This window comes from Aquamicrobium sp., from assembly GCF_023954335.1.
Classification (GTDB): domain Bacteria; phylum Pseudomonadota; class Alphaproteobacteria; order Rhizobiales; family Rhizobiaceae; genus Aerobium.
This window is the reverse complement of record NZ_JAMLIE010000003.1, coordinates 322,732-347,540: the sequence shown is the minus strand read 5'-3', so window position 1 is coordinate 347,540 and position 24,809 is coordinate 322,732. Positions and strand designations below refer to the sequence as shown.

The following is a 24,809-nucleotide window of genomic DNA, read 5'->3' as shown; positions in this document are numbered from 1 at the left end:
GCCAAGCGCGGCCGCCTTTTTCAGTTAAGCGTCGATGCCGATCTATCCGGGACCAATGTGTTCCGGCCAAGGCGGCGAGGGCAGGGCCGGCGCGCCGGCAAGGCGTTGAAGCGCGGCGGCCAGCGGCCGGTCGAAACCCGTCAGGAAGCGCGCGAAAGGCGCCGCAGTGGGCGAGGCCGGGACGCTGTCGCCGGCGGCGGCCGGGGCGAGGAGCGGCCCGATCAGAGTTCTGCCGGAGTAAAGCGCCGGCTCCGCCGCCCATGCGGCGCGGACGAGCGCAGGCGGGACCCCGGCTTGCGTTTCCGCCGGAAACCGTGCCGCGCCGTCGTGGCCGAGCGGGCCGATATGCAGATCGTGCGCGCCCGGTGCGGCGGTTGCGCGCAGCCTGCCGTCCCACAGGACCGGCCCGGCGCCGAGCGGCACGAAGGGCAGGTTGCGCGCCTCGCGGCGCAGGAAGACGCCGGCGCGGCGCGTATCGACGGCGGCGCGCGACAAAGTGGCCCGCATCGGCGCGCCGTCGGCCAGCCGGCGCAGAAGGGTTTCGACGCGCGCGCGGTCGGGCAGGCGGGGCGTGCCGCCGGCAGTGGCCAGCAAGGCGCGCAGCGCGAGGATCGCCGCTTCGCGCGCGTCGTCGTCGTCATCGGCGAAGGCGGGATCGAGCCGCAGCAGCCCCGGCGCCGGGCGGCTGGCGAAGCGCCCGATCCATGCCGCCGCGCGCTCGGCCAGCGCCTGCCGGGCAAGGGCCTGCCGGCGGGCCTCCGCGCCCAGCGTTTCGACCTCGGCATGGGCGAGCGCCTTGCGCACCCGGACCCGCTCATAGGCGGGATTGTCGTTGGAGGGGTCGTCGATCCATTCGACGCCGCGCCGGCCAAGCCAGTCGCGCAGTGCCTGCCGGCGAGTCCTCAGCAGCGGCCGGGCGATCCAGACACGGCCGTCGAAAAGCGTCGCCCGCGCCATGCCGGCCAGCCCTGCACCCACCTGGCCCGCGCCTTCTGCCCGCGCCGCGCGCATCGCGAGCGTCTCGGCCTGATCGTCGAGCGTGTGGCCGGCGAGGATAGTGGATGCGCCGGCGCGTTGCGCGGCATCGGCGAGGAGCCGGTAGCGCGCCTCGCGCGCGGCGGCGGCGAGGCCGGTTTCCGGCTTGTCGCCCTGCCAGACCACCGTCTCGTGGGCGATGCCGCGCTGGCGGCAGAAGGCGGCGACCCATGCCGCCTCGGCGGCGGATTCGGGGCGCAGGCCGTGATCGACGGTGACGGCGGTCAGCCGCAGCGCCGGGCGATGGCGGCGGACGAAGTCGTGGCCAAGGAGGAGGAGCGCCAGCGAATCGCTGCCGCCGGAAACGGCGACGGCCAGCACGGCGCCGGCGTCCAGATCGCGAAAAAGGGAAAGCGGGTCGAGGTCCACCGCGGTCGTCCCGGGACCCCCGTCTAGCGTCAGCAGGAGGCCGCGGCCTGTTCCTGCTTCACGCGCTCGGTGAGCGCGGCGCTGGCCTGCGGGTAGCGCTGCAGGACTTCGGTGAAGGTGGCGCAGGCGACGTCGCGCTGGTTCATGGCGACGAGCGAGACGCCGAGCTTGAACAGCGTGTCGGGCGCCTTGCGCGCCTGCGGGAAGTCGCGGCTGGCCGCGAGGAAGATCTCGGCCGCCTCGCGCGGCTTCTGCTGGGCGAGCAGCGATTCGCCGAGCCAGAAATGCGCGTCCGCCGCATGCTCGCTGTCGGGAAAGCGCGCGATCAGGTCGCGGAAGCCGGCCTCGGCCGTGCCGTAGTCGCCCGACAGGACGAATTCGTAGGCGTTGCGGTAGAGCTCGTCATCGTCGTCACCGCGCGGCGGCAGCGCCGCGACCGTGGTTCCGTCCTGCGCCGGCGCGGCCTGCGTCTGTCCCACCGGAACCTGCCCGGCAGGGGGTTGGCCAACGGGGGGCTGCTCGGCCGGCATGGCGACGCGCGGCGATCCGTCGGCGTCGAAGGTGATGCTGCCGAGATTGCGCGGCGGCTCGCCGCGCACCTGCGCGCCGCCGCCGGTCACGGCTTCTTCGGCGGCATAGAACTCGTCGTCGCCGCTTCCCGTCGGCGGGGGTGCGTTGGCGGCAGGCGGCGGGGTGGTCGCGGCATGGTCGCGCGGGCGCTGTGCGCCCGACGCATCCGAGCGGCGTTCCTCCAGTTCCTGGAAGCGCAGCTCGTTGTCCTCCTGCATGCGGCGAAGCTGGTCCTGCATCTGGAGGAGCTGGAAGTTCAGCTCCTCGACGAGGCCGTTCAGCTGGCGCACCTGCTCCTCGAGCTGGGCGACGCGCGGATCGGTGGCCTGCGCGCGCGCGGCCGTGCCGGCGGCGAGCGCAAGCGGCAAGGCGAGGGCGCCGATCAGCAGAAAACGCAAAAACATGTCTGGTCTCTTCATCGGGTTGCCTGTGGTTGGTCCGCGATCCTCTCCGATCGCGGTTCGCGGGCATCCTTTTATCAGCACAGCCGAGTTCGGCCAAATTGTGATTGACGCCGCGCGGCATGGAAACGCGGCGTCGATACGGTGCCGGAACGATGGGGGCGGAACGATCGGACCTGCCGGCGCGCTCAGATCTCGCGGATGGCGTAGCCGGCGCCGCGGATGGTGCGGATCACGTCGGGCAGGCCGTCGAGATTGACCGCCTTGCGCAGCCGCCCGACATGGACGTCGACGGTGCGCTCGTCGATATAGAGCGTCTCGCCCCAGACATTGTCGAGAAGCTGCCCGCGCGAGAAGACGCGGCCGGGATGCTGCATCAGGAACTCGAGCAGGCGGAACTCGGTGGGGCCGAGCTTCAGTTCCGCCTCGCCGCGATGGACGCGGTGCGTCTCGCGATCGAGGACGAGGTCGTCGACCTTGAGCACCGAGGACAGCACCTCGGGCTTGGCGCGGCGCAGCAGCGCGCGCACCCGCGCGACGAATTCGGGCATCGAGAACGGCTTGACGAGATAGTCGTCCGCCCCGGTCGTCAGACCGCGCACGCGGTCGGTCTCCTCGCCGCGGGCGGTGAGCATGATGATCGGCAGCCGCTCGGTCTCGGCGCGCAGGCGCAGGCGGCGGCACAGTTCGATGCCGGAGACGGCCGGCACCATCCAGTCGAGCACGAGAAGGTCCGGCACGGTCTCGCGCAGGCGCATCTCGGCCTCGTCGCCGCGCGTCACCACCTCGACCTGGTATCCCTCGGCTTCCATATTGTAGCACAGGAGGACGCCGAGCGGCTCCTCGTCCTCCACCACCATGATTTTCGGAGCGATCATGTCCTGCTTCCTGCGGGGCCCGTCACTTCGGCCGTACCGCCATCACCGTCTCGTCTGCTTTCGGCCTGTTCAGCGGCAGCTGGTGGCCGGTCAGCACATAATAGGCGTTTTCGGCGATGTTCGTCACATGATCGCCGATGCGCTCGAGGTTCTTGGCACAGAACAGCAGATGCGTGCAGGCGGTGATGTTGCGCGGGTCCTCCATCATGTAGGTCAGGAGCTCGCGGAACACGGCCGTGTACTGGACGTCGATCTTCTCGTCCTCGTCGCGCAGCCGGGCAAGGCCCTCGTGGTCGCGTGCCTCGTAGCGGGCGATGGCGCGGTCGATCTGGGCGATCACGGCCTGCGCCATGGTTTCGATCGAGTGCGAGAGCTCGCGCGGGGTGGCGTTCTCGCCGACGGCGCCGACGCGCTTGGCGATGTTCTTGGCGAGGTCGCCGATGCGCTCGAGATCGGCGGCCATGCGGATCGCGCCGACGACCGAGCGCAGATCCTGCGCCACGGGCTGGCGCTTGGCGATCAGCGTGATGGCGCGGTCGTCCAGCTCGCGCTGGCGCGCGTCCATCACCGCGTCGTCGGAGATGACGCGCTGCGCCAGCGCCGTGTCGGACGTGACCAGCGAGCGGGCGGACGCCGCGACCATCGCGTCGGCCAGATCGCCCATGTCGTGGATCAGCCGGTCGATGGCGTCGAGGTCCTCGTCGAAGGATGTGACGGTGTGCTGCCCCATGGTCGTGCCTCCTAGCCGAAGCGGCCGGTGATGTAGTCTTGCGTCCGCTTTTCCAGCGGGCCGGTGAAGATCATGTCGGTCGGGCCTTCCTCGACGAGATTGCCGAGATGGAAGAAGGCGGTGCGCTGCGATACGCGCGCGGCCTGCTGCATGGAGTGGGTGACGATGACGATGGTGAAGTTCTGCTTCAGTTCGTCGATCAGCTCCTCGATGCGGGCTGTGGCGATGGGGTCGAGCGCCGAGCACGGCTCGTCCATCAGGATCACCTCCGGCGAGACGGCGATGGCGCGGGCGATGCACAGGCGCTGCTGCTGGCCGCCGGAAAGGCCGGTGCCCGGCTCGTTCAGCCGGTCCTTGACCTCGTTCCACAGGCCGGCCTTCTGGAGGCTCGACTCGACGATGGCGTCGAGGTCGGCGCGGGCGCGGGCGAGGCCGTGGATGCGCGGGCCGTAGGAGACGTTCTCGTAGATCGATTTGGGGAACGGGTTCGCCTTCTGGAACACCATGCCGACGCGGGCGCGCAGCTCCACGGGGTCGAGCGCCGGGTCGGCGATGTCGGAGCCGTCGAGGCGGATCGTGCCGGTGACGCGGCAGCCCTCGATGGTGTCGTTCATGCGGTTGAGGCAGCGCAGGAAGGTCGACTTGCCGCAGCCCGAGGGGCCGATGAAGGCGGTGACGGCCTTTTCCGGGATGTCGATCGACACGTCGAACAGCGCCTGCTTCGGGCCGTAGAAGACGCCGACCTCGCGGGCGGTGATGCGGGCCGGGCGCATGTCTGCGTCGGGCGTGCGGATGGTGGACGACTTCATGGTGTAGAGGTCCGATTGAGGGACGATCTTCTCGGCCGGCATGTGCATGGCGATAGCCTCCGTTCCGGTGTTCGTGGTCATGCGCGCTTCTCCAGCCGCGTGCGCAGGAAGATGGCGATGGCGTTCAGCGTCAGCATCAGGCCGAGCAGGACGATGATCGCCGCCGAGGTGCGCGCCTCGAAGAAGTTGCGGTTCTCGTTGCCCTGCCACAGATAGATCTGCACCGGCAGGGCGGTGGACTGGTCGAGCGGCGTGCCCGGCACCTGGGCGACGAAGGCGTTCATCCCGATGAGCAGCAGCGGCGCAGTCTCGCCCAGCGCCTGGGCGACGCCGATGATGGTCGCGGTCAGGATGCCGGGATAGGTGACGGGCAAGACGTGGTGGAACACGGTCTGCGTCTTCGACGCGCCGAGGCCGAGCGCGGCCTGCCTGAGCGAGGGCGAGACCGCGCGCAGCGCCGAGCGGGTGGCGATGATGATGGTCGGCAGCGTCATCAGCGTCAGCACCAGGCCGCCGACCAGCGGGGCCGACAGCGGCAGGCGGAAGTAGTTAATGAACACCGCCGCGCCGAGCAGGCCGAAGACGATGGACGGCACGGCCGCGAGGTTGTTGATGTTGACCTCGATGAGGTCGGTGAAGCGGTTCTTCGGCGCGAACTCCTCGAGATAGACCGCGCTCATCACGCCGATCGGTACGGCGAGCACGATCACCACCAGCATCATGTAGAGCGAGCCGACGAAGGCGCCGGCGAGGCCGGCCGAGGCGGGGGCGGAGCGCGAATCGGTGTTGGTGAAGATGTGCCAGGCGAAGGCGAAGTCGATGTTGCCCTTCTCGCGCAGCTCGTCGGCCAGCGCCCGGGCGGGGGCCGAAAGCTGCTGCTGGGCGTCGGGCAGCGAGCGGTCGATGTTGCCCTTCAGCCAGTTGTCGGCATTGGCCGAGGCGAGCATCTTCACCGCGACCGTCTTGCCGAGCAGCGAGGGATCGGCGACGAAGAGGTCGCGAAGCTGGAAGCGGGCGTTGGTCTCGACGATCGACAGGAGCTGGCGGGAATCGGCCTCGGTGCCGGGGGCGGCCGCGCGCACCGCCTCTTCGACGACGCGGTTCCAGTTCAGCATCGTCACCTTGCGCTCCCAGGCGAGCAGCTCCTGCCGGTAATCGGCCGGCGACTGGCCCTCGCGCTGCCGCGGCTTGTCCTCGACCTTGACGATCGCGGGGTCGAAGGCGACGTCGAGCGTCAGCGTGGCCTGGGTGAAGGCCGGCAGGCCCTTGGCGAGGATCATGCCGAACAGGATGACGACGGCGCCGAGCGCGGCGGCGATGGCCGCGAGGCCGTAGAAGCGGAACCTTCTCTCGCGGGCGTGGCGGGAGGAGAGGCCGGCGCGGATGAGCGCGAGCCGTTCTTCGGAGGTCATTCGTACTGCTCCCTGTAGCGGCGCACGATGTAGAGGGCGGCGACGTTGAGGACGAGGGTCATCGCGAAGAGCGTCAGGCCCAGCGCGAAGGCGACCAGCGATTGCGGCGAGGCGAAGTCGGTGTCGCCGGTGAGCTGGTTGACGATGGTGACGGTGACGGTCGAGACCGGCTCGCCGGGGTTCAGGCGCAGGAACGGGCTGTTGCCGGCGGCGAGGACCACGATCATGGTCTCGCCGATGGCGCGGCTGACGGCGAGCAGGAACGCGCCGACGATGCCGGGCAGCGCCGCCGGCAGGATGACGCGCCTGATCGTCTCCGACTGCGTCGCGCCGAGGCCGAGCGAGCCGTCGCGCAGACCCTTCGGCACCTGGCGGATGATGTCGTCCGACAGCGAGGAGATGAAGGGGATGATCATGATGCCCATGACCGAGCCGGCGGTCAGGGCGCTGATGGCGCGGATGTCGAGGCCGACGGCCTGGCCGACCGAGGACAGGAACGGGCCGACGGTGACGAGGGCGAAGAAGCCGTAGACGATGGTCGGGATGCCGGCGAGGATCTCGACGATCGGCTTGACCGTGTCGCGCACCCTGGGGCTGGCATATTGCGACAGGTAGATCGCGGTCATTAGGCCGATGGGCAGCGAGACCAGCATGGCGATCGAGGCGACCATCAGCGTCCCCCACAGGAGCGGCAGGAGGCCGTACTGGCCGCCCGCGCCGGTGCCTGTTGACGAAAAGCCGGGACGCCAGACCGTGCCGAAGAAGAAGTCGACCGGGTTGACGAAGGTGAAGAAGCGCACGGCCTCGGCGAGCAGCGAGGCGACGATGCCGGCCGTGGTCATGATGGCGACGACCGAGCAGGCGATCATGGCGAGGCGCACGACCGTCTCGACCTCGTTGCGGGCGCGAAGCCGCGGCGTGATGCGGCCGCGCGCGAACCACAGCGCGATCGCGCCGGTGCCGGCCGCCGCCGCGATCGCGGCGGCGAAGGTCAGGAGGTTGAACTCGACCAGCGCCTGCGCGGCGCTGTTCTCGTAAGGGGCGGTCTCGCCGGCGACGCCGAAGCCCGAGGCGATCTGGCGCACGCGGCGGATGGCGTCCTCGAGATCGACGCCCTGGAGCGCGGCGATCTCGGGCGGAAGCTGGGCGATGATCCACGCCCGGCTCGCTGTCTCGGAGAACAGGGCCCACAGAGCGAGGATGAGAAGAGCAGGCGCAAGCGCCCAGATGGCCACCAGCGCCCCGTGATAGACGGGGCGCGAATGCAGCCGCCCTCCGTCTGCAGGCGCCAGGCGGGTGCTGCGCGACCATCCCGTCTGATAGGCGAAGGCGAGAAGAACCAGCAGCAATCCGGCAACGATCGTGGTGTTCACGGGCGAGGGTCCCCAACGAGAAAGGGGAGCGGACCGGCTGGCGCCGGCCCGCCCCATCGGGATGAAACCCTTACTTCAGGTCCGCGGCGGTCAGGGCCTTGCCTTCCTGGAAGGCGGCCAGGACCTCGGCGGTCTCCTCGGCCGGGGCCGGGATCAGGCCGGCGCTCTCGAGCGTGCCGCCGAGACCGGCCATCTGGTCGGAGAGGAAGAACTCGACATATTCGGCGATGCCGGGGACGACGCCGATGTGCTCGCCCTTGACGTAGAAGTAGAGCGGGCGCGAAACCGGGTACTCGCCCTTGGCGATGGTGTCGAGCGAGGGGGTGATGCCGGAGATCGTGGCGACCTTCAGCGTGTCGCGGTTCTGGTCGTAGAAGGAGAGGCCGAAGACGCCGACGGTATCGGGGTTGGCCTGGAGACGGGCGAGCGTCTCGGTGTAGTCGCCGGCGATCTCGACCACGACGTCCTGGCGGAAGTTCTTCAGGACCTTCTCATGGTCTTCCTTGGACAGCTCCGGCAGGCCGGCTTCCTTGGCGCCGGTGGCGATCACGCGCTCCTCGAACACTTCGCGGGTGCCGTGGTTCGAGGCCGGGATCGCCAGCGCGATCGGCTGGTCGGGCAGCGAGGCGTCGATCTCGTTCCAGCTCTTGTAGGGGTTGTCGACCAGCTTGCCGTCGACGGCGACCTGGGCGGCGATGGCCTTGAAGACGTGGACCGGCTCGAGCGCGAAGTCGCCCTTGGTGGCGCTGGTGGCGAAGACGATGCCGTCATAGCCGATCTGGACTTCGCGGATGTCCTTGACGCCGGCGGCGTTGCAGGCCTCGACCTCGGCGGCGCGGATGCGGCGCGAGGCGTTGGCGATGTCGATGGTGTTCTCGCCGACGCCGCCGCAGAACTGGCGCAGACCGCCCGACGAGCCGCCCGAACCGACGACCGGGGTCTTGAACTCGGGGAAGGCGTTGCCGAACTCCTCGGCCACGATCGAGGCGAAGGGCAGGACGGTCGACGAGCCGGCGATCTGGATGGTGTCGCGCGACTGGGCGAGGGCGGCGCCCGACTGGATCGCGAGGGCGATGGCGGCAGTCGATACGGTGAGGAAGAACTTGTTCATTGGAGCCTACTCCTGTTCGGAAAATTCCGTCGACGCGCTTGCGTCGGAAGCGGCAATAAGGGCTCCGTGTAACAGTTGGATGACAGTTTTCTGTCGGTTCTGTTACCGCTCGATGTCGGTTTAGCCGGCATGCGGCGCCGCGCGGGAAGAATGGTCGGGTGGGCCGGCGGCGATCCGGCGCCACATCGGGAGAAAAAGAAAACCCGCCGGGGGAGGAGGTCCGGCGGGTTGTTCTGGGACGCGGCCAAGGGGGGAGGAGGTGCCGCGTCTGGTGTCGGCTTTCCGGGAGGAGGTAGATCACCGACACACCCCAGATAGGAGTCGTCGCCGATGAACGCAACCGTACGTCGTGCATGGCTGCCTTGCAGGAATGTGCATGCGTTCCCGGCCGGCCGGATACGGGGTGTTTGGGCCTATATTAGAAGTTGTATTTTTCTATAAAGCAACTAATGATTATCCATGTTCTTCCAGTATGCGTGATGCAGTACCGGCCCGGGAGGCGCCGGAGAGGAATGACGCCGCGCGGCCGGACGGGGCCGCAGGCGGGCCGCATATCGCACCAGCAGAATGGATGACCCATGACCAATCAGGCACACGACCCGGCCGCCCTCGCCGAGCGGCTCGACTTCATCGGTATCGACGATGCCGCACGGGCGCGGTTGCGCTCGCTCGCGGCGGTGATCGCCGCATCGATCGACCCGGCGCTCGACCGGTTCTACGCCAAGGTGCGGGTGACGCCGCAGACCTATTCCATGTTCTCCAACGAGAAGCATCTCGACAGCGCCAAGAAGCGCCAGGAAAAGCACTGGAACATCATCGCCAGCGCCGAATTCGACAACCGCTATGTCGAGGGCGTGTCGGTCGTCGGGCAGGTCCATGCCCGCCTCGGGCTGGAGCCGCGCTGGTACATCGGCGGCTACGCGCTGATCCTCGAGCAACTGATCGGCGCGGTCGTCGCCGCGCGCTGGCCCTCGGCCTTAGGGCGCAGGCGCGCCGCGGACCTCGCCCGCGACGTCGCCACCGTGGTCAAGGCGGCGATGCTCGACATGGATTACGGCGTCTCGATCTATCTCGACGAGCTGGCGGCGGCGCGGCGCCGGACCGAGGAGGAGAAGGCGAAGGCCGAGGCCGACCAGCGCGCCGCGCTGCAACTGCTCGCCGACGCGCTCGACGGTCTCGCCGACGGCAATCTCGAAAGCCGGCTTTCAGCGCGGATGCCGGACGAGTTCGTGGCGATGGCCGGCAACTTCAACACGGCCATCGGCTCGCTGCATGCGGCCATCGCCGACGTCCACGCCACCTCGACCGCCATCGTCGCCGGCGCGGAGGGCATCGCCACCGCCTCCGACGACCTGTCGCGGCGCACCGAGCAGCAGGCGGCGAGCCTCGAGGAAAGCTCGGCGGCGCTGCACGAACTGTCGGAAAGCGTGCGGCTGACCGCCGACAATGCCGGCAAGGCGTCGGGCGTGGTCGGCGCGACACAGGCCGAGGCGGCCCAGTCGGAGAAGGTGGTCACCGACGCGGTAGCGGCGATGGGCAAGATCAAGGCCTCGTCCGAGGAGATCGCCGCGATCATCGGCGTCATCGACGAGATCGCCTTCCAGACCAACCTTCTGGCGCTGAACGCCGGGGTCGAGGCGGCGCGGGCCGGCGATGCCGGGCGGGGCTTCGCCGTGGTGGCGCAGGAGGTGCGCAGCCTCGCCCAGCGCTGCGCCAGCTCGGCCAAGGAGATCAAGGAGCTGATCTCGACCAGCTCGGACCATGTCGAGGCGGGCGTGTCGCTGGTCGGCGCGGCCGGCGAGGCGCTGGGACGGATGATCGGGCGCATCGACGAGATCAACCACCTGATGACCGACATCGCCTCGGCCGCGGCCGAGCAGTCGCGCGGCATCGCCGAGGTGAGCACGGCCGTCGGCCAGATGGACCAGATCACCCAGAAGAACGCCGCCATGGTCGAGGAGACCTCGGCCGAGACGCAGCGCCTGAAGGGCGAGGCGGTGGACCTCGCCGCCAAGCTGGAGCGGTTCCGCATCGGCGAGGGCACGGAGCGGCCGCGCGCAAGGCCGGCCCGGGCGACCCATGCGCCGGCGCGGCAGGGCGGCGGTCCAGTGCTGTCGGGGCCGCGCGGCGTCGCCCGCGTCAACGGCGCAACGGCCCTCGCCGCCCGGCCGGAGACGGCCGCGGACGAGTCGTGGGAGGAGTTCTGACGCTGCGACAAAATCGCGCGGGGACGGCTGGACAGCGCGCCGATCCCCGTTCATGATCGCACCACCCCCAAAAGGAGGCGTCTCATATGGGCATCGAAAGTCTGCTTATTTTCCTCATCGTCGGCGCGATCGCCGGCTGGCTCGCCGGCCAGCTCGTCAAGGGCTACGGCTTCGGCCTGCTCGGCAACATCGTCGTCGGCATCGTCGGCGCGTTCATCGCCGGCTGGCTGTTCCCCGCCATCGGCATCAGCATCGGCAGCGGCATCATCGCGGCCATCATCCACGCCACCATCGGCGCGGTGATCCTCCTCGTGCTCATCAGGCTGGTGAAGCAGGCTTGAGATCGCTCCGGCGGGCATGGTCCTTCCGGGACCGGCCCGCGCGATCGGCCAGCCGGTAACGACCGGCGGCAAGGACGAAAAACGGGCGGCTCGGGCCGCCCGTTTCCTTTTGTCCGCTGCCTTTTTGCCTCAGCGGCGATTGCCGAGCAGGAGCGCCATCGCGGCGATGGTGAGCGCGGCGAGGCCGACGGCCGCCGCGGCACGCCCCGGATTGTCGCGGATCGTCTCCTCGAGATCGTGCGCGCGGCGGCGGATGACGGGCAGGGCGTGGCCGATCCGCTCGGCGACGTCGTCGTAGAGGCCGGACGCCTCGTCGCTCGCGCCCCGCCAGGCGGCAGTGCCGCGCTTGGTGGCCGCGCGGCTCAGCGCCGCCACCTCGCGGCGCAGCGCCTCGATGTCGCGGTGAAGATCGTGACCGTTGCTGCGGCCCGAGAACAACGCCATTGGAATTCTCCCTTTGCGTGGATGTGCGGGGGAAACGGCGACCCCCGGCGCAAGGTTCCATCCGGGCCGGTCTGGAGGGGGGAGGCTCCTCCGTTCACGGCCTTCTCGCCGGCGCGATTATGCTTAACCGCGGTTTAACCATCATGGTTAACAATGGCTGGAGTGAAAGAGGCGGCATGACGGCCGTAAGTCCTCCGGAGAGCGTAGAACCATGACCCTGACCTCCCGCACGCCCGTCGTCTGCGCCGTCCTCGCGGCCGTTCCGCTGGCCCCGGCGCTCGCCGCCGATTACGATCCGCCGATCTTCGTGGAAGAGGCTCCCGAGTTCGTCCCGGTCGAGATCGGCTCTGGCTGGTATCTGCGCGGCGACATCGGCTACAATGCCGGCGACCCGGTCTACGACATCTCCTACCCGGGGGTGAAGCATCACCGTTTCGGCGGCGGCATCGGCTTCGGCTATCACTTCACCGACAATTTCCGCGCCGACCTGACCGTCAACTATCTCGGCGGCGACCGCTTCTCGTATGACGACGGCACCCTCGACGTCGAGGCCTCCTACAAGGCGTGGAGCGGCCTCGTCAGCGGCTATTACGACATCGCGACCATCATGGGCGTCACGCCCTATGTCGGCGCCGGCGTCGGCCTGGCCTATTCCCGCAGCAAGGCCGAGGCGACGCTGACCGACCCGGCCGGCACGCTGACGGCGAGCTTCGACGACTCCAGCTACGACTTCGCCTATGCGCTGATGGCCGGCGCGAGCTACAAGATCTCCGATAATCTCTCCGTCGATCTCGGCTACCAGTTCCTGCATACGCCTGACGCGAAATATCTCGACGTCGACCGCCTCGCTATCCGCGAGGGCACCAAGCACCATCAGGTCAAGGTCGGCCTGCGCTACGATCTCTGGTAGCGGCCGATCTTTCAGGTAACGACGCCGCGGGGGTTCCAAGCCTTTCCGCGGCGTTGCGTTTCGGGCTCAGGCCGCCAGCGGCCGGAAGCGCGCGGTGAAGAAGCGCAGCACCTTCGGCTCGTAGACCATCTCCAGCCCGCCGATCTCGTCGCGCCGCTCGTGGAGGCGGATGCAGGCGTCGGCGACGGCGTCGAGATGGGCGTAGGTGTAGACGCGGCGCGGGATGGTCAGCCGCACCAGCTCGAGCTTCGGCCGATGGTGGTCGCCGGTGTCGCGGTTGCGCCCCGCCGAGACGATGCCACGCTCCATGGCGCGCACGCCGCCCTCGACGAACAGTGCCGCCGCCAGCGCCTGCGCCGGGAAAAGGTCCTGCGGCACATGCGGCAGGAACGCGCCGGCGTCGATGAAGACGGCGTGGCCGCCGGTCGGCCTGACCACCGGAATGCCAGCCGCCGCCAGCCTGTCGGCGAGATAGCGGCATTGCGAGACGCGGTGATGGATGTAGGCGTAGTCGACCGATTCGATAATGCCGCGCGCCATCGCCTCCATGTCGCGGCCGGCCAGCCCGCCATAGGAGGGCATGCCCTCGAACAGCACCACCAGCTCGCTCGCCTTCTGGTAGAGCTCGTCATCGTTCATGCACAGGAAGCCGCCGATGTTGACGAGGCAGTCCTTCTTGCCGCTCATCGTGCAGCCGTCGGCGTACGACATCATCTCCTTGAGGATGTCGGCGATGGAGACGTCCTCGTAACCCGCCTCGCGGGTCTTGATGAAATAGGCGTTCTCGACGCAGCGCGTGGCGTCGTACATCACCCTGATGCCGTGGCGGCGGCACAGCGCGCTGACCGCGCGCATGTTCTCCATGCTGACCGGCTGGCCGCCGGCGAGGTTCACCGTCACGGCGAGGCAGACGTAAGGAATGCGGCTCGGACCGACCTCGTCGATCAGCCGCTCGAGCTTGGCGAGATCGACATTGCCCTTGAACGGGAGCTCAACCTGGGAATCGTGCGCCTCGTCGACGATGATGTCGACGAAGGTGGCGCCGTTGCGCTCCTGATGGGCGCGGGTGGTGGTGAAATACATGTTGCCGGGCACGAAGTCGCCGGGCCTGATGAGGATCATCGACAGGAGATTCTCCGCCCCGCGCCCCTGATGGGTCGGCACGATGTGGCGGAAGCCGTAATAGTCGCGCACCACCTGCTGGAGATGGAGGAAGTTGCGGCTGCCGGCATAGGCCTCGTCGCCCAGCATCATCCCCGCCCACTGGCGGTCGCTCATCGCCGTGGTGCCGCTGTCGGTCAGGAGGTCGATGGTGCATTGATCGGAACGCAGCAGGAAGGTGTTGTGGCCGGCGTCCGCGATGAACCGCTCGCGCTCGGCCCGCGTCGTCACCGCGATCGACTCGACCACCTTGATCTTGTAGGGTTCCGCTGGATAGGCCGTCTGCATGGTCGTGCTTCCATGGGTTGCGCCACGCGGCCTTCCCGCATGGCGGCTGCTTCGGATCTCAGGCCGGCGGGGCCGCCTGGCCGGTGAAGGCGGCGAGGCGGGCCATGTCGGCGACGACGATGTCGTGGGTGCGGTCCTCGATCAGGCCGGCGCGGCGCAGCGCGCTCACCGTATTGCTGACCGTGACGCGATGCAGGCCGAGCAGGTCGGCGATGGTGGCGTGCGACAGGCGGACATGGCGCGTGCCGCGCGTCAGGCACACGCCGTAGAGGAAGCGGCCGAGGCGCTGTGCGGCCGACAGGAAGGTGGTGTCCTCGACCTGGGTGGACATGATGTAACACTTGGCGGCCATGTTGGAGAGGAGCGCGGCGCTCACCTCCGGGTGATGGGCGAGCAGGGCGTCCATCACGACGGCGCGCGGGAACTCGACCGCCGTGCAATCCTCCAGCGCAACGATCTCGTGCATGTAGGGATGACGGCCGAACAGTGCCGCCTCGCCGAGCACCGAGCCCTCGCCCATCAGCCACAGGGTGCGCTGCAGGCCGCCGGCGCTTGCCGCCGCGACCTTGATGGTGCCGGAGCGCAGCAGGAAGATGCCGGCGACCTCGTCCTCCGGCCGCTGGATCACGGCGCCCGCGCGCCACGCCACCTTGCGGCCGAGATGCAGCACCGCGTCCCAGCAGCTCTGGTCGCGGAAGACGATCCATGGAACGATCGGCTCGTGCGCGAGGCGCGTGTCGTGAATGGTCATCGCATCCGCCTCCCCTCCGGCTCTCCCGCGACCCTCAGGTCGTTTCTGTTGCGTGTCGGGACCAGCCATAGCGAATTCTCCCCCTCGTCTCAGTAGCCGGGATTACACTGCCAGCGGAATGTCGCTACCCGGCGCGGCCAGCCTGCCACGGTGGCGCGAAACCGCAAGCGCGCCGCGGCAATGTTGCGGCGCAAAATTGCGTAAGTATTTGCTTACTATGATGCGGGGATGCGCGAGAAGGGCAGCAAGCGCGTTATCCCGGACCGTGTCGCGGACGCTACCTGTTCCTGCTCTTGGCAAGCGTGACCAGCGAGCCGACGAAGCCGACGAGCGCAAGCAGCAGGAACGTCCAGTTCAGGAGGTTGAGCGCTGTGCTCGGGGCTTCGGTCGCGGTGAACATTCGGTAGCCGAGGAACAGGACCGCTATGGCGCAGACGACTGCCGAGACTTTCGGATTGCCCATCGGCAGATCCTCCCCATGACGCAAGGGAAGTTCATCACGGAAGGCGGGCGTCGGCAAGGGGTCGCGTCATTGCCTGTTCAGGCAGAGCCATGGCGATTCGGGATCGAAGGAAGAACTATTCCGACGGCACGGGGCAGGCCAGATCGCCTTCCTCGCAGTTGAGATATGCCTCCAACTGCCGGGTTCTTTCTGCCGTCAGCGCCGTCCGACATGCCATGATCACCATGGGCGCGGCGCTGCCGCCATCTTCGCCACTCGACTGAAAGGTGCATTCGGCATCGCGGAAAGCGATCCAGGCCCGCTGCGCGTGGACCAGCCGGCCTTTGGCGCCCGGATCGTCGGCAAGGCGATGCTCGATCTGCCTGAACGTCTCGTTCAGCGCCTTGTCGGCCTGCTGGAAATCCGCCGAAAGATCATCGGATGCGAAGGCGGCGCCGAGCCCGGCCAGGATAAAGGCGAGAGTGGCGATCAGGCGCATGATCCGGTTCCTCCGTGGAGAAGCTGGACGTAACCACAGGCGGCGCGCGCGGACAAGTGTGGCGCGGCCGGCAAGCACGGCGCGACCGTCCGGCCGTTTCGCGTGTCGACGGCGCGCTGTCGCGCCCCGCCGCCTCTCGGCAGCGGGACTTTCGTTTGGGCGAAGAAGCGGCCTAGACGTTGTCAGGCTGGCTGTTTGCAGCGGCCGGTTGTGCCGAAGGCGCACGCCGGGGTGGCCGCGCGACTTTGCGGGGCGCAGGCAGCAGACCTTCCCGCTGGGCATTCTTCCTTGCCGCCTTGCGCGCGCGGCGGACAGCCTCGCCCTTCTCTCTGGCGCGCTTTTCGGACGGCTTTTCATAAGCCCGCCGCGCCTTCATCTCACGGAACACGCCTTCGCGTTGCAGTTTCTTCTTCAGGACCCGAAGGGCCTGATCAACGTTGTTATCGCGAACCAGTACCTGCACGAAGTCTCCTTTTCCTTAGCTCGGGGTGGATGCCTCGATGGAAGCCGGCACGGCTTCCCGTTCGAGGCGGGCTTTGCGAAGCCGATCTGTTTCTGCTTCGCGGTGCTCGGCTTCCGCCCTGATAATCGCCAGGGCTGCATGGGTGGTGATATCGGCTTTCGTCACTGCTTTCGACGGCTTCGGCTTGAACAGCTTGTCTGCCGTGACGGGGATACCCATGGTGCTGTCCTTTCCTCGGTCAGCAAAAAGGCCGGGGAGCCCCGGCCTTCTCCATGCGCTGCGATGATCGATGCCAGTACATCCGTGGTCAAAGACCATGAGCGCGGTCTGATTACGCCGCCCGAAGATTGTCGGCCGCAGTCTTGCCCTTGCGGCTGTCCATGACGGCGTCGAAACTGATCTTCTGTCCCTCGACAAGAGTGTGCATTCCGGCGCGCTCGACAGCCGAGATATGGACGAAGACATCGTCGCCGCCCTCATCCGGGGCGATGAAGCCAAAACCCTTGGTGGCGTTGAAGAATTTTACTGTTCCGATAGTCATGATAATTCCTTTCAAACCGGAATAACTGAAGTTGCACGCATGGAATTGTGCCACGCGTTGCGGATGTCGAAATTGAAAGGAAGATCGTGTGCGCCTGGGCGCAAATAGAAGTTCGTCGCAAAGTTCGATGGCTGCAACGTAGGGATTACGCGCGCCGATTGCAAGGCGGAATGCCGATTTGACAGAACTGCCCGTTACGGTCGGATAGGCGACTTGGCTGGTCGTGAGCATGCCGGCCATGACGGGAGGCATGGGCCAGGTTGCCGCGAGGGTCCGACGACGATGGATGGATTTTTCCCGATCGGGCGATCGCTGCGGCCGTGGCCGCGTGAACCGACCCTGAAACCGGCGCATGGCGAGGTTGATGATCGGCCGCGCCGCGCGCGTGACGATCTCGCCGGAAGCATAGCCGGTGATCAGCTCGGGATTGGAGGGAGCGTTTTTGACCAGCCGCGAGTTGAGCAGCGCGGCGCTGACTTGTATGGGCGCGCTCATCGCGGCACCCCATTCGCCACGCGGATCGCCTGGACAGCTTCCAACGCCGACAGGCCGAACATGCGCCTGAGCGCCGGCACGACAGGACGCGGGCAGGTATAGCGGTTTTCCGCATACCAGCGGCCTGCGCGGATTGCAGCGGGACCGCTCTCATGGTAGAAATTTCCGTCGAAAGTGCCGCTGTGCTTTCCTGACTTGTTGCCGCCGCTCCCGATGCCAGTCGGGGCGGCGGTTCGCTTTTCTGACCCTGCTATAGTGCGAACAGACGGCGAACTGCTTGTGTCAGTTTTGTGCCACTTCTGCTGGCGCGTTCCAGCTTCGTTCTGCACGGTCCTGCAAGAACCTGCATCGCAACTTCTTTTGTCTCTTGCGGTTTTCGGGGAGTTCCGGTAATGCCCGCAGCGGGCCACCTCTCCCCAACGAGAGGCGTGCTATCTGAAAGGGTAGAACCGCTATGACGAACATTTCCAAGCCGGACGTGCGTCCGGCCAATCCCAATTTCTCCTCTGGTCCCTGCGCCAAGCGTCCCGGATGGTCGCTTGAAGCCCTTGCCCACGCCCCGCTCGGTCGCTCGCACCGCGCCAAGGTCGGCAAAACCAAGCTGCAATACGCCATCGACCTCACCCGCGAGGTGCTTCAGGTGCCCGCCGACTGGCGCATCGGCATCGTGCCGGCGTCCGACACCGGCGCGGTCGAGATGGCGCTGTGGTCGCTCTTGGGCGAGCGCGGCGTCGACATGGTGGCGTGGGAATCGTTCGGCGCCGGCTGGGTCACGGACGGGGTCAAGCAGCTGAAGCTCGCCGACGTGCGGCGGTTCGAGGCCGATTACGGCCGGCTGCCCGACCTTTCGCAGATCGATTTCGACCGCGACGTGGTCTTCACCTGGAACGGCACCACCTCGGGCGTGCGCGTGCCGGACGCCGGCTTCATCCCCGCCGACCGCAAGGGCCTGACGATCTGCGACGCGACCAGCGCCGCGTTCGCCCAAAAGCTCGATTTCGCCAAGCTCGACGTCATCACCTTCTCCTGGCAGAAGGTGCTGGGCGGCGAGGGCGGGCACGGCATGCTCATCCTCTCCCCCCGCGCCGTCGAGCGGCTGGAGAGCTACGCGCCGTCCTGGCCGCTGCCGAAGATCTTCCGCATGACCAAGGGCGGCAAGCTGATCGAGGGCATCTTCAAGGGCGAGACCATCAACACGCCGTCGATGCTCGCCGTCGAGGACTATATCGACGCGCTCGAATGGGCGAAGTCGGCCGGCGGGCTCGACGGGCTGATCGCCCGCGCCGACGCCAATTTCGCCGCGCTCGACGCCTATGTGCGGAAAAGCGGCTGGCTGGCCAATCTCGCGGCCGATCCGGCGACGCGCTCCAACACCTCGGTGTGCCTCTCGATCGTCGATCCCGAGATCGCCGCGCTCGACGCCGACGCGCAAGGAGCCTTCGCCAAGGGCGTCGCGTCGCTCCTCGACAAGGAAGGCGTCGCCTTCGACATCGGCGCCTATCGCGACGCGCCGCCCGGCCTGCGCATCTGGACGGGCGCGACGGTCGAGACCGCCGACATCGAGGCGCTCGGCCCGTGGCTCGACTGGGCCTTCGCGGCGCAGAAGGCCGGCCTCAAAGCCGCCGCCTGATCGTTCTTCGGGGCCGCCGTTCCCGGCGGCTCCTCCTCCACCCGCTGAATTTCAGACCTGAATGACGAAGGAGGCCACCATGGCGCCCCGCGTGCTCGTTTCCGACAAGCTTTCCCCCACCGCAGTCCAGATCTTCAAGGATCGCGGCGTCGAGGTCGACTACCTGCCCGATCTCGGCAAGGACAAGGAAAAGCTCCTCGAGGTGATCGGCCAGTATGATGGCCTCGCCATCCGCTCCGCGACCAAGGTGACGGAGAAGGTCATCGCCGCCGCCACGAAGTTGCGCGTGATCGGCCGCGCCGGCATCGGCGTCGACAATGTCGACATCCCCGCCGCCTCGCGGCGCGGCATCATCGTCATGAACACGCCGTTCGGCAACTCGATCACCACGGCCGAGCACGCCATCGCGCTGATGTTCGCGGTCGCCCGCCAACTTCCCGAGGCCAACGCCTCGACCCATGCCGGCAAGTGGGAGAAGAACCGCTTCATGGGCGTCGAGATCACCGGCAAGACGCTCGGCGTCATCGGCTGCGGAAATATCGGCTCCATCGTCGCCGCGCGCGGCATCGGCCTCAAGATGCGGGTCATCGCCTACGACCCGTTCCTGTCGGAAGGCCGGGCGCAGGAGCTTGGCGTCGAGAAGGTCGAGCTCGACGACATCTTCGCCCGCGCCGACTTCATCACCCTGCACACGCCGATGACCGACAAGACGCGCGGCATCGTCAACAAGGACGCGTTCGCGAAGATGAAGGACGGCGTGCGCATCATCAACTGCGCGCGCGGCGGGCTGATCGTCGAGGCCGACCTGATCGAGGCGCTGAAGAGCGGCAAGGTCGCGGGCGCCGGCATCGACGTGTTCGAGGTCGAGCCGGCCACCGACAGCCCGCTCTTCGGCATGGAGAACGTCGTCTGCACGCCGCATCTGGGCGCCGCCACCACCGAGGCGCAGGAGAACGTCGCGCTCCAGGTTGCCGAGCAGATGGCCGACTATCTGGTCAAGGGCGCGGTGTCGAACGCCATCAACATGCCCTCGATCACCGCCGAGGAAGCGCCGCGGCTCAAGCCGTTCATCAAGCTGGCCGAGGTGCTCGGCGCCTTCGTCGGCCAGGTGACGGAGGAGCCGATCCAGGAGGTCGAGATCCTGTTCGACGGCGCCACCGCCGAGATGAACACCCGCGCGCTGACCAGCGCGGCGCTCGCCGGCCTGATCCGGCCGCAGGTCGCGGACGTCAACATGGTCTCGGCGCCGATCATGGCCAAGGAGCGCGGCGTGATCCTGTCCGAGATCAAGCGCGACAAGTCGGGCGTGTTCGACGGCTACATCAAGCTCACCGTCAAGACGGCCCTGCGCACCCGCGCGATCGCCGGCACCGTCTTCTCCGACGGCAAGCCGCGCTTCATCCAGATCAAGGGCATCAACCTCGACGCCGAGGTGGGGGAGCACATGCTCTACACCACCAACAGGGACGTGCCCGGCATCATCGGCCTGCTCGGCACGATCTGCGGCACGCACGGGGTCAACATCGCCAACTTCCAGCTCGGCCGCGACAAGGCCGGGGGCGACGCGCTGGCGCTGCTCTATCTCGACGCGCCGGTGCCGGGAGCCGTGCTCGAGGCGCTGCGCGCCGAGGCCCGGATCGATTCGGCCAAGCCGCTGCATTTCGACGTCGCGGCCTGACCGCGCTCCGGGCGGCGGAGAGCGTCGCCCGGCTCAGCCCTTCTGCGCGGCCGCGTGCTTGCGGCCGCTGTGCTCGGCGAGCCAGATGCCGCCGAGCACCATTACCATCGCAGCGGCGTGATAGAGCTGGAACGCCTCGCCGAGGATCAGGATCGACAACAGCGTGCCGAAGATCGGCACCATGTTGATGAACAGGCCGGCCCGGTTGGCGCCGATCAGCTCGACGCCGCGGATGTAGAAGGCCTGCGACAGCACCGAGGGGAACAGCGCCGTATAGACGGCGATGGTCCATCCGCGCGCGTCGGGCAGGATGATGTCGCCGGAAAGCCCCTCCCACAGCAGGAGGGGCAGCGACACGACGAAGGCGGAGCCGCACAGGACGATCATCAGGCTCTGCCAATGGATCGCCGGCTTGGCGCGCAACGCCACCGTGTAGCCGGCATAGATGACGATGGCGAGCAGCATCAGCGCGTCGCCCCGGTTCAGGTCGAGCGCGGCAAGGCGCGTCGGGTCGCCATGGGTCGCCGTCAGCACGACCCCGAAGAGCGACAGCGTGAAGCCGATGACCTGCCCCGGCGCGACGCCGGCGCGGTAGACGAGGAAGTTGGCGACGAACACCAGCATCGGCATCGCCGCCTGCTCGATGGAGATGTTGATCGCGGTGGTGAAGAGCAGCGCCGAATATTGCAGCGCGTTGAACACCGAGAACCCCGCCGCGCCGAGCGCGGTCAGCAGGAGGAGGTTGCGCCGTACGACCGGCCAGTCCTGGCGCAGCCGCGGCAGGCCGATGGCCAGCATGACGAGGGTGGCGAGCCCCCAGCGCAGCGTCGTCAGCGTCATCGGTGAGACGTGGCCGACGGCGAGCTTGCCGGCGACGGCGTTGCCGGCCCAGAACAGGGTGGTGAGCAGCAGGAGGACGTAGGCGTTGCGGAACATCGTCGCGGCTTAGTCCGCCCGGCGCGGCATGTAAATGTGCCACAGCCCGCCAGCCGCCGGCCCTTCGGCCGCGAGCCCATGGCGGAACCCGTGATATCGGGCGTTTACGGGGTCGCGCAACGGCGCGCATGCGGCTATAGAGGCCTGTCGTTTTTCCGGGCCGGTGCGCCCGGCTACAGGAAAAGAGGATTGTTTCCATGGCCAATGTGGTGGTCGTCGGTTCGCAGTGGGGCGACGAGGGCAAGGGCAAGATCGTCGACTGGCTTTCGGAGCGCGCCGACGTCGTCGTCCGCTTCCAGGGCGGGCACAATGCCGGCCATACGCTCGTCGTCGACGGCAAGACCTACAAGCTGTCGCTCCTGCCGTCCGGCGTGGTGCGGCCCGGCAAGCTCTCCGTCGTCGGCAACGGCGTCGTGTTCGATCCGCACGCCTTCGTGGCCGAGTTGAACCGGATCCGGGAGCTGGGCGTCGAAATCGGCCCGGACCGCCTGAAAATCGCCGAAAATGCCGCGCTTATTCTGTCGGTGCACAGGGAGCTTGACGGATTCCGCGAGGATGCAGCCTCGAATTCCGGCACGAAGATCGGCACCACGCGGCGCGGCATCGGCCCCGCCTACGAGGACAAGGTCGGGCGCAGGGCGATCAGGGTGATGGATCTGGCGGATACGGACACGCTGCCGTTGAAAGTGGAGCGGCTGCTCACGCACCACAACGGCCTGCGCCGCGGCCTCGGCCACGCGGAGGTGTCGCATCAGGCGCTGATGGACGAGCTGACCTCGGTGGCCGGCGAGATCCTGCCCTATATGGACCGGGTGTGGAAGATCCTCGACGACGCGCGCCGCGCCGGCAGCCGCATCCTGTTCGAGGGCGCGCAGGGCACGCTGCTCGACATCGACCACGGCACCTATCCGTTCGTCACCTCCTCGAACACGGTGGCAGGCCAGGCCGCGACTGGCTCGGGCGTCGGCCCCGGCGCCATCGGCTACGTGCTCGGCATCACCAAGGCCTACACCACCCGCGTCGGCGAGGGGCCGTTCCCGAGCGAGCAGGACAACGAGGTCGGCGAGTTCCTCGGCACGCGCGGCCGCGAGTTCGGCACCGTTACCGGGCGCAAGCGCCGCTGCGGCTGGTTCGACGCGGTGCTGGTGCGCCAGGCCATCGCGGTCAACGGCATCGACGGCATCGCGCTGACCAAGCTCGACGTGCTCGACGGGATGGACGAGATCAAGGTCTGCACCGGCTACCGGCTGGACGGCGAGGTCATCGACTACCTGCCCGCCAGCCAGGGCGCGCAGGCCCGCGTCGAGCCGATCTACGAGACGCTCGAGGGCTGGCAGGGCACCACGGCCGGCGCGCGCAGCTGGAACGACCTTCCGGCGCAGGCGGTCAAGTACGTGCGTCACATCGAGGAACTGATCGGCGCGCCCGTGGCCCTGCTTTCGACCAGCCCCGAGCGCGACGACACCATACTTGTTACCGATCCTTTTCAAGACTAGGTTCGACAAACGTTCCGGCCGGCCGACGCGGCCGCCGGGACACATCAGAGGCAGGACAGGGCATGGCGGATTTCGTAGCGGTTCTCAGGAAGACCATCGGCGGCTTGGGCGATACATCGCCCGAGATGCGCGAAAAGGTCTTCGACAAGGCCCGCGCCACCATCGAGGCCAAGCTCAAGGCGATCGAGCCGCCGCCGCCGGCCGCCCTGATCGAGAAGCAGAAGCAGGCGCTGGAGGAGGCGATCGCCACCGTGCGCGCCGAGTTCGCCGAGCCGGCCGTGCCCGACATCGAGGACGATCTCGAGACCGTCCTCGCCGATTTCGACAAGCCGGTCGTGGCGACGCCCGTGACGGTGACGCCGCCGATTTCCGCCCCGCAGGCTTCCGCTCCCCAGGGTTCCGCCATGCCGCGCGCGCAGCCGGCCGCGGACGCGCCGGGCCATGACGCAGGGCAGCCCGCCGGCAAACCGGATGCGCCTTCGGTCTCCATCGACGCGGGTGCGGCCAGGCCCGCCCGTCCGCGCGCCGACGATCCGGCCATCGACATGCTTCACGCGCCGGCCGGCGAGCGGCTCGCCGGCAATGCCGCCGCGCCGCGTCGCGCCGCGCCGGTGGAGGAAAGCAAGAAAGGCCGCGCCGGCCTCATCGCCGCGCTCGGCCTTGCCGCGCTGGCGCTGGCCGGGGGCGGCTATGTCTGGTGGAGCGGGCTCCTCGGCGGTCCTGCCACGACGGTGGCCGAGGCGCCGGAGACGCCCGGGACGGGGACCGAGCCTGCCGCGACCACGGCCGAGGACCTGACGCAGACGCCGCCGGAGGCCGAGGTCGAAGAGACCCCGCCGCCCGCGCAGGAAGCAGCCGCGCCAGAGCCCGCCGCTGAGCCGGACCAGCCGGCGGCCGGCGTGCCGGAAAAGTTCACCCAGCGCCTGCTGGCCGATGGCAGCGAGGTCGATGAAGGTCCGGCCGGGGGACAGCCCGGCATCGGCGAGGGCAGCTCAGTCGCCACCGCCGTCCAGCCCGGGCAGCCGCCCGTGGCGGCGCAGCCGGACGCCGGGCCCATCGCGGCTGGGCCCGGTGTGACTGGGCCCGGTGTGACTGGGCCCGACGCGACCGGGCCTGCGCAGGGCGAGCCCGCGCCGGGCGAGACCCCGCCCGCCGCGACGGCCGCGCAGGAACCGGAGCAGCCGGCGCAGCCCGAGGCGACGCAGCCGGCCGCGGTCGCGGTCGGCCAGAGGGCGATCTTCTACGAGGAGCGGACCAGCGCCGCCGAAGGGTCGGCAGAGGTCGGGTCCATCGCCTGGTCGCTGGTGCAGGAATCGCCCGGCGGCGACCTGCCGCCCGAGCCGGCGATCCGCGCCGAGGCGACGATCCCCGCCAAGGACGTGCAGCTGCGCATGACCATCCGCCGCAACGGCGACGCGACCCTGCCGGCCAGCCACATCGTCGAGATGATCTTCCTCACCCCCGACGGTTTCGAGGGCGGCTCGATCTCCAACGTGTCGCGCATCGCCTTCAAGGACACCGAGCAGGCGCCCGGCAATCCGCTGATCGGCATTCCGGCCAAGATCGCCGACGGCTTCTTCCTCATCGCGCTGAGCGACGCGCCGGCCGAGGAGCGGGTCAATCTCGAGCTGCTGCAGCGCCAGAGCTGGCTCGACATTCCCATCGTCTACCAGTCGGGCCGCCGCGCGCTCCTGTCGATGGAGAAGGGCATTCCGGGCGAGCGCGTGTTCCAGGACGCGCTGAAGGCGTGGAACGAGCTGGGCAGCGGCTGAGCCGGCCGGGCTTTCCCGGGGAATTCCTATCACGAATCAAAAAGCCGCCGCGAGATTCGCGGCGGCT

24 protein-coding genes are annotated in these 24,809 nt (G+C 68.3%); 7 read left to right on the top strand and 17 right to left on the bottom strand.

The window, feature by feature from the left end; translation table 11 throughout:
• Window positions 1–42 precede the first annotated feature (42 nt).
• The 8 genes from tilS to M9945_RS19075 all read right to left on the bottom strand — a co-directional run bounded on the left by tilS (window position 43) and on the right by M9945_RS19075 (window position 8,688).
• Window positions 43–1,404 carry a tRNA lysidine(34) synthetase TilS gene (gene tilS, locus M9945_RS19110; RefSeq protein WP_367945817.1) on the bottom strand — a complete coding sequence of 454 codons (1,362 nt, stop codon included), beginning with the start codon at window positions 1,402–1,404 and terminating at the stop codon, window positions 43–45.
• Between the two features lie 29 nt (window positions 1,405–1,433).
• Window positions 1,434–2,378: a tol-pal system protein YbgF gene (gene ybgF / locus M9945_RS19105; RefSeq protein WP_367945816.1), complete on the bottom strand. Its 945-nt coding sequence runs from the start codon at window positions 2,376–2,378 to the stop codon at window positions 1,434–1,436.
• Window positions 2,379–2,563: 185 nt separating this feature from the next.
• Window positions 2,564–3,253, bottom strand: a complete 690-nt coding sequence (phoB, locus tag M9945_RS19100; RefSeq protein ID WP_367945815.1) for a phosphate regulon transcriptional regulator PhoB — start codon at window positions 3,251–3,253, stop codon at window positions 2,564–2,566.
• Between the two features lie 22 nt (window positions 3,254–3,275).
• Complete coding sequence (gene phoU / locus M9945_RS19095; RefSeq protein ID WP_367930554.1) at window positions 3,276–3,983, bottom strand: phosphate signaling complex protein PhoU; 708 nt, start codon at window positions 3,981–3,983, stop codon at window positions 3,276–3,278.
• 11 nt (window positions 3,984–3,994) lie between these two features.
• Window positions 3,995–4,756, bottom strand: coding sequence for a phosphate ABC transporter ATP-binding protein PstB (pstB, locus tag M9945_RS19090; protein WP_367945886.1), 762 nt, complete (start codon window positions 4,754–4,756; stop codon window positions 3,995–3,997).
• Window positions 4,757–4,869: 113 nt separating this feature from the next.
• Window positions 4,870–6,204, bottom strand: a complete 1,335-nt coding sequence (gene pstA / locus M9945_RS19085; protein ID WP_367945814.1) for a phosphate ABC transporter permease PstA — start codon at window positions 6,202–6,204, stop codon at window positions 4,870–4,872.
• Window positions 6,201–7,577, bottom strand: coding sequence for a phosphate ABC transporter permease subunit PstC (gene pstC, locus M9945_RS19080; protein ID WP_367945813.1), 1,377 nt, complete (start codon window positions 7,575–7,577; stop codon window positions 6,201–6,203). Before pstC ends, pstA begins: the two co-directional genes overlap by 4 nt.
• 70 nt (window positions 7,578–7,647) lie before the next feature.
• Window positions 7,648–8,688: a substrate-binding domain-containing protein gene (locus tag M9945_RS19075; RefSeq protein WP_367945812.1), complete on the bottom strand. Its 1,041-nt coding sequence runs from the start codon at window positions 8,686–8,688 to the stop codon at window positions 7,648–7,650.
• 578 nt (window positions 8,689–9,266) lie between these two features.
• On the opposite strand from M9945_RS19075, the gene M9945_RS19070 reads away from it, so the two are divergent.
• Both M9945_RS19070 and M9945_RS19065 read left to right on the top strand, forming a co-directional pair.
• Complete coding sequence (locus tag M9945_RS19070; RefSeq protein ID WP_367945811.1) at window positions 9,267–10,895, top strand: methyl-accepting chemotaxis protein; 1,629 nt, start codon at window positions 9,267–9,269, stop codon at window positions 10,893–10,895.
• An 86-nt stretch (window positions 10,896–10,981) separates the two neighbouring features.
• On the top strand, window positions 10,982–11,236 hold the full coding sequence (locus M9945_RS19065) for a GlsB/YeaQ/YmgE family stress response membrane protein (protein ID WP_367930559.1): 255 nt from the start codon (window positions 10,982–10,984) through the stop codon (window positions 11,234–11,236).
• Between the two features lie 129 nt (window positions 11,237–11,365).
• Here M9945_RS19065 and M9945_RS19060 read toward each other — a convergent pair whose 3' ends face one another.
• Window positions 11,366–11,680 (bottom strand): hypothetical protein, encoded by a 315-nt coding sequence (locus M9945_RS19060; RefSeq protein WP_367930560.1) that lies wholly within the window; start codon window positions 11,678–11,680, stop codon window positions 11,366–11,368.
• Between the two features lie 211 nt (window positions 11,681–11,891).
• On the opposite strand from M9945_RS19060, the gene M9945_RS19055 reads away from it, so the two are divergent.
• Window positions 11,892–12,590 carry an outer membrane protein gene (locus tag M9945_RS19055; RefSeq protein ID WP_367945810.1) on the top strand — a complete coding sequence of 233 codons (699 nt, stop codon included), beginning with the start codon at window positions 11,892–11,894 and terminating at the stop codon, window positions 12,588–12,590.
• A gap of 66 nt (window positions 12,591–12,656) precedes the next feature.
• Here the strand turns inward: M9945_RS19055 and M9945_RS19050 are convergent, their stop codons facing one another.
• From M9945_RS19050 to M9945_RS19020, 7 genes are all read right to left on the bottom strand, one after another.
• Window positions 12,657–14,039, bottom strand: a complete 1,383-nt coding sequence (locus M9945_RS19050; protein WP_367945809.1) for a tyrosine phenol-lyase — start codon at window positions 14,037–14,039, stop codon at window positions 12,657–12,659.
• A gap of 58 nt (window positions 14,040–14,097) precedes the next feature.
• Window positions 14,098–14,790, bottom strand: coding sequence for a Crp/Fnr family transcriptional regulator (locus M9945_RS19045; protein WP_367945808.1), 693 nt, complete (start codon window positions 14,788–14,790; stop codon window positions 14,098–14,100).
• 277 nt (window positions 14,791–15,067) lie between these two features.
• Window positions 15,068–15,253, bottom strand: a complete 186-nt coding sequence (locus tag M9945_RS19040) for a hypothetical protein (RefSeq protein ID WP_367930564.1) — start codon at window positions 15,251–15,253, stop codon at window positions 15,068–15,070.
• Between the two features lie 115 nt (window positions 15,254–15,368).
• Complete coding sequence (locus tag M9945_RS19035; RefSeq protein ID WP_367945807.1) at window positions 15,369–15,731, bottom strand: lysozyme inhibitor LprI family protein; 363 nt, start codon at window positions 15,729–15,731, stop codon at window positions 15,369–15,371.
• Window positions 15,732–15,903: 172 nt separating this feature from the next.
• Entirely contained in the window at window positions 15,904–16,194 is a 291-nt protein-coding gene (gene rpsU, locus M9945_RS19030) for a 30S ribosomal protein S21 (RefSeq protein WP_367945806.1), read from the bottom strand.
• Between the two features lie 15 nt (window positions 16,195–16,209).
• The gene (locus M9945_RS19025) at window positions 16,210–16,413 is read right to left on the bottom strand and encodes a hypothetical protein (protein WP_367945805.1); all 204 of its coding nucleotides are present in this window, start codon (window positions 16,411–16,413) and stop codon (window positions 16,210–16,212) included.
• A gap of 112 nt (window positions 16,414–16,525) precedes the next feature.
• The gene (locus M9945_RS19020) at window positions 16,526–16,735 is read right to left on the bottom strand and encodes a cold-shock protein (RefSeq protein WP_367930580.1); all 210 of its coding nucleotides are present in this window, start codon (window positions 16,733–16,735) and stop codon (window positions 16,526–16,528) included.
• A 949-nt stretch (window positions 16,736–17,684) separates the two neighbouring features.
• Between M9945_RS19020 and M9945_RS19015 the strand changes: the two genes are divergently transcribed.
• On the top strand, window positions 17,685–18,860 hold the full coding sequence (locus M9945_RS19015; RefSeq protein WP_367945804.1) for a phosphoserine transaminase: 1,176 nt from the start codon (window positions 17,685–17,687) through the stop codon (window positions 18,858–18,860).
• A gap of 79 nt (window positions 18,861–18,939) precedes the next feature.
• Window positions 18,940–20,538 carry a phosphoglycerate dehydrogenase gene (serA, locus tag M9945_RS19010; protein WP_367945803.1) on the top strand — a complete coding sequence of 533 codons (1,599 nt, stop codon included), beginning with the start codon at window positions 18,940–18,942 and terminating at the stop codon, window positions 20,536–20,538.
• Window positions 20,539–20,571: 33 nt separating this feature from the next.
• On the opposite strand, the gene M9945_RS19005 is transcribed toward serA, so the two are convergent.
• Window positions 20,572–21,474, bottom strand: a complete 903-nt coding sequence (locus M9945_RS19005) for a DMT family transporter (RefSeq protein WP_367945802.1) — start codon at window positions 21,472–21,474, stop codon at window positions 20,572–20,574.
• 197 nt (window positions 21,475–21,671) lie between these two features.
• Here M9945_RS19005 and M9945_RS19000 point away from each other — a divergent pair, with 197 nt between their 5' ends.
• The gene (locus tag M9945_RS19000) at window positions 21,672–22,970 is read left to right on the top strand and encodes an adenylosuccinate synthase (protein ID WP_367945801.1); all 1,299 of its coding nucleotides are present in this window, start codon (window positions 21,672–21,674) and stop codon (window positions 22,968–22,970) included.
• A gap of 62 nt (window positions 22,971–23,032) precedes the next feature.
• Window positions 23,033–24,742 carry a hypothetical protein gene (locus M9945_RS18995; protein ID WP_367945800.1) on the top strand — a complete coding sequence of 570 codons (1,710 nt, stop codon included), beginning with the start codon at window positions 23,033–23,035 and terminating at the stop codon, window positions 24,740–24,742.
• Window positions 24,743–24,809 lie beyond the last annotated feature (67 nt).

Bases quoted from the DNA above. Each gene is read 5' to 3' on its own strand.
- ybgF (WP_367945816.1), bottom strand. From the start codon at position 2,378: ATGTTTTTGCGTTTTCTGCTGATCGGCGCCCTCGCCTTGCCGCTTGCG.
- phoB (WP_367945815.1), bottom strand. From the start codon at position 3,253: ATGATCGCTCCGAAAATCATGGTGGTGGAGGACGAGGAGCCGCTCGGC.
- phoU (WP_367930554.1), bottom strand. From the start codon at position 3,983: ATGGGGCAGCACACCGTCACATCCTTCGACGAGGACCTCGACGCCATC.
- pstB (WP_367945886.1), bottom strand. From the start codon at position 4,756: ATGCGCCCGGCCCGCATCACCGCCCGCGAGGTCGGCGTCTTCTACGGC.
- pstA (WP_367945814.1), bottom strand. From the start codon at position 6,204: ATGACCTCCGAAGAACGGCTCGCGCTCATCCGCGCCGGCCTCTCCTCC.
- M9945_RS19075 (WP_367945812.1), bottom strand. From the start codon at position 8,688: ATGAACAAGTTCTTCCTCACCGTATCGACTGCCGCCATCGCCCTCGCG.
- M9945_RS19070 (WP_367945811.1), top strand. From the start codon at position 9,267: ATGACCAATCAGGCACACGACCCGGCCGCCCTCGCCGAGCGGCTCGAC.
- M9945_RS19065 (WP_367930559.1), top strand. From the start codon at position 10,982: ATGGGCATCGAAAGTCTGCTTATTTTCCTCATCGTCGGCGCGATCGCC.
- M9945_RS19060 (WP_367930560.1), bottom strand. From the start codon at position 11,680: ATGGCGTTGTTCTCGGGCCGCAGCAACGGTCACGATCTTCACCGCGAC.
- M9945_RS19055 (WP_367945810.1), top strand. From the start codon at position 11,892: ATGACCCTGACCTCCCGCACGCCCGTCGTCTGCGCCGTCCTCGCGGCC.
- M9945_RS19050 (WP_367945809.1), bottom strand. From the start codon at position 14,039: ATGCAGACGGCCTATCCAGCGGAACCCTACAAGATCAAGGTGGTCGAG.
- M9945_RS19045 (WP_367945808.1), bottom strand. From the start codon at position 14,790: ATGACCATTCACGACACGCGCCTCGCGCACGAGCCGATCGTTCCATGG.
- M9945_RS19040 (WP_367930564.1), bottom strand. From the start codon at position 15,253: ATGGGCAATCCGAAAGTCTCGGCAGTCGTCTGCGCCATAGCGGTCCTG.
- M9945_RS19035 (WP_367945807.1), bottom strand. From the start codon at position 15,731: ATGCGCCTGATCGCCACTCTCGCCTTTATCCTGGCCGGGCTCGGCGCC.
- M9945_RS19025 (WP_367945805.1), bottom strand. From the start codon at position 16,413: ATGGGTATCCCCGTCACGGCAGACAAGCTGTTCAAGCCGAAGCCGTCG.
- M9945_RS19020 (WP_367930580.1), bottom strand. From the start codon at position 16,735: ATGACTATCGGAACAGTAAAATTCTTCAACGCCACCAAGGGTTTTGGC.
- M9945_RS19015 (WP_367945804.1), top strand. From the start codon at position 17,685: ATGACGAACATTTCCAAGCCGGACGTGCGTCCGGCCAATCCCAATTTC.
- serA (WP_367945803.1), top strand. From the start codon at position 18,940: ATGGCGCCCCGCGTGCTCGTTTCCGACAAGCTTTCCCCCACCGCAGTC.
- M9945_RS19005 (WP_367945802.1), bottom strand. From the start codon at position 21,474: ATGTTCCGCAACGCCTACGTCCTCCTGCTGCTCACCACCCTGTTCTGG.
- M9945_RS19000 (WP_367945801.1), top strand. From the start codon at position 21,672: ATGGCCAATGTGGTGGTCGTCGGTTCGCAGTGGGGCGACGAGGGCAAG.
- M9945_RS18995 (WP_367945800.1), top strand. From the start codon at position 23,033: ATGGCGGATTTCGTAGCGGTTCTCAGGAAGACCATCGGCGGCTTGGGC.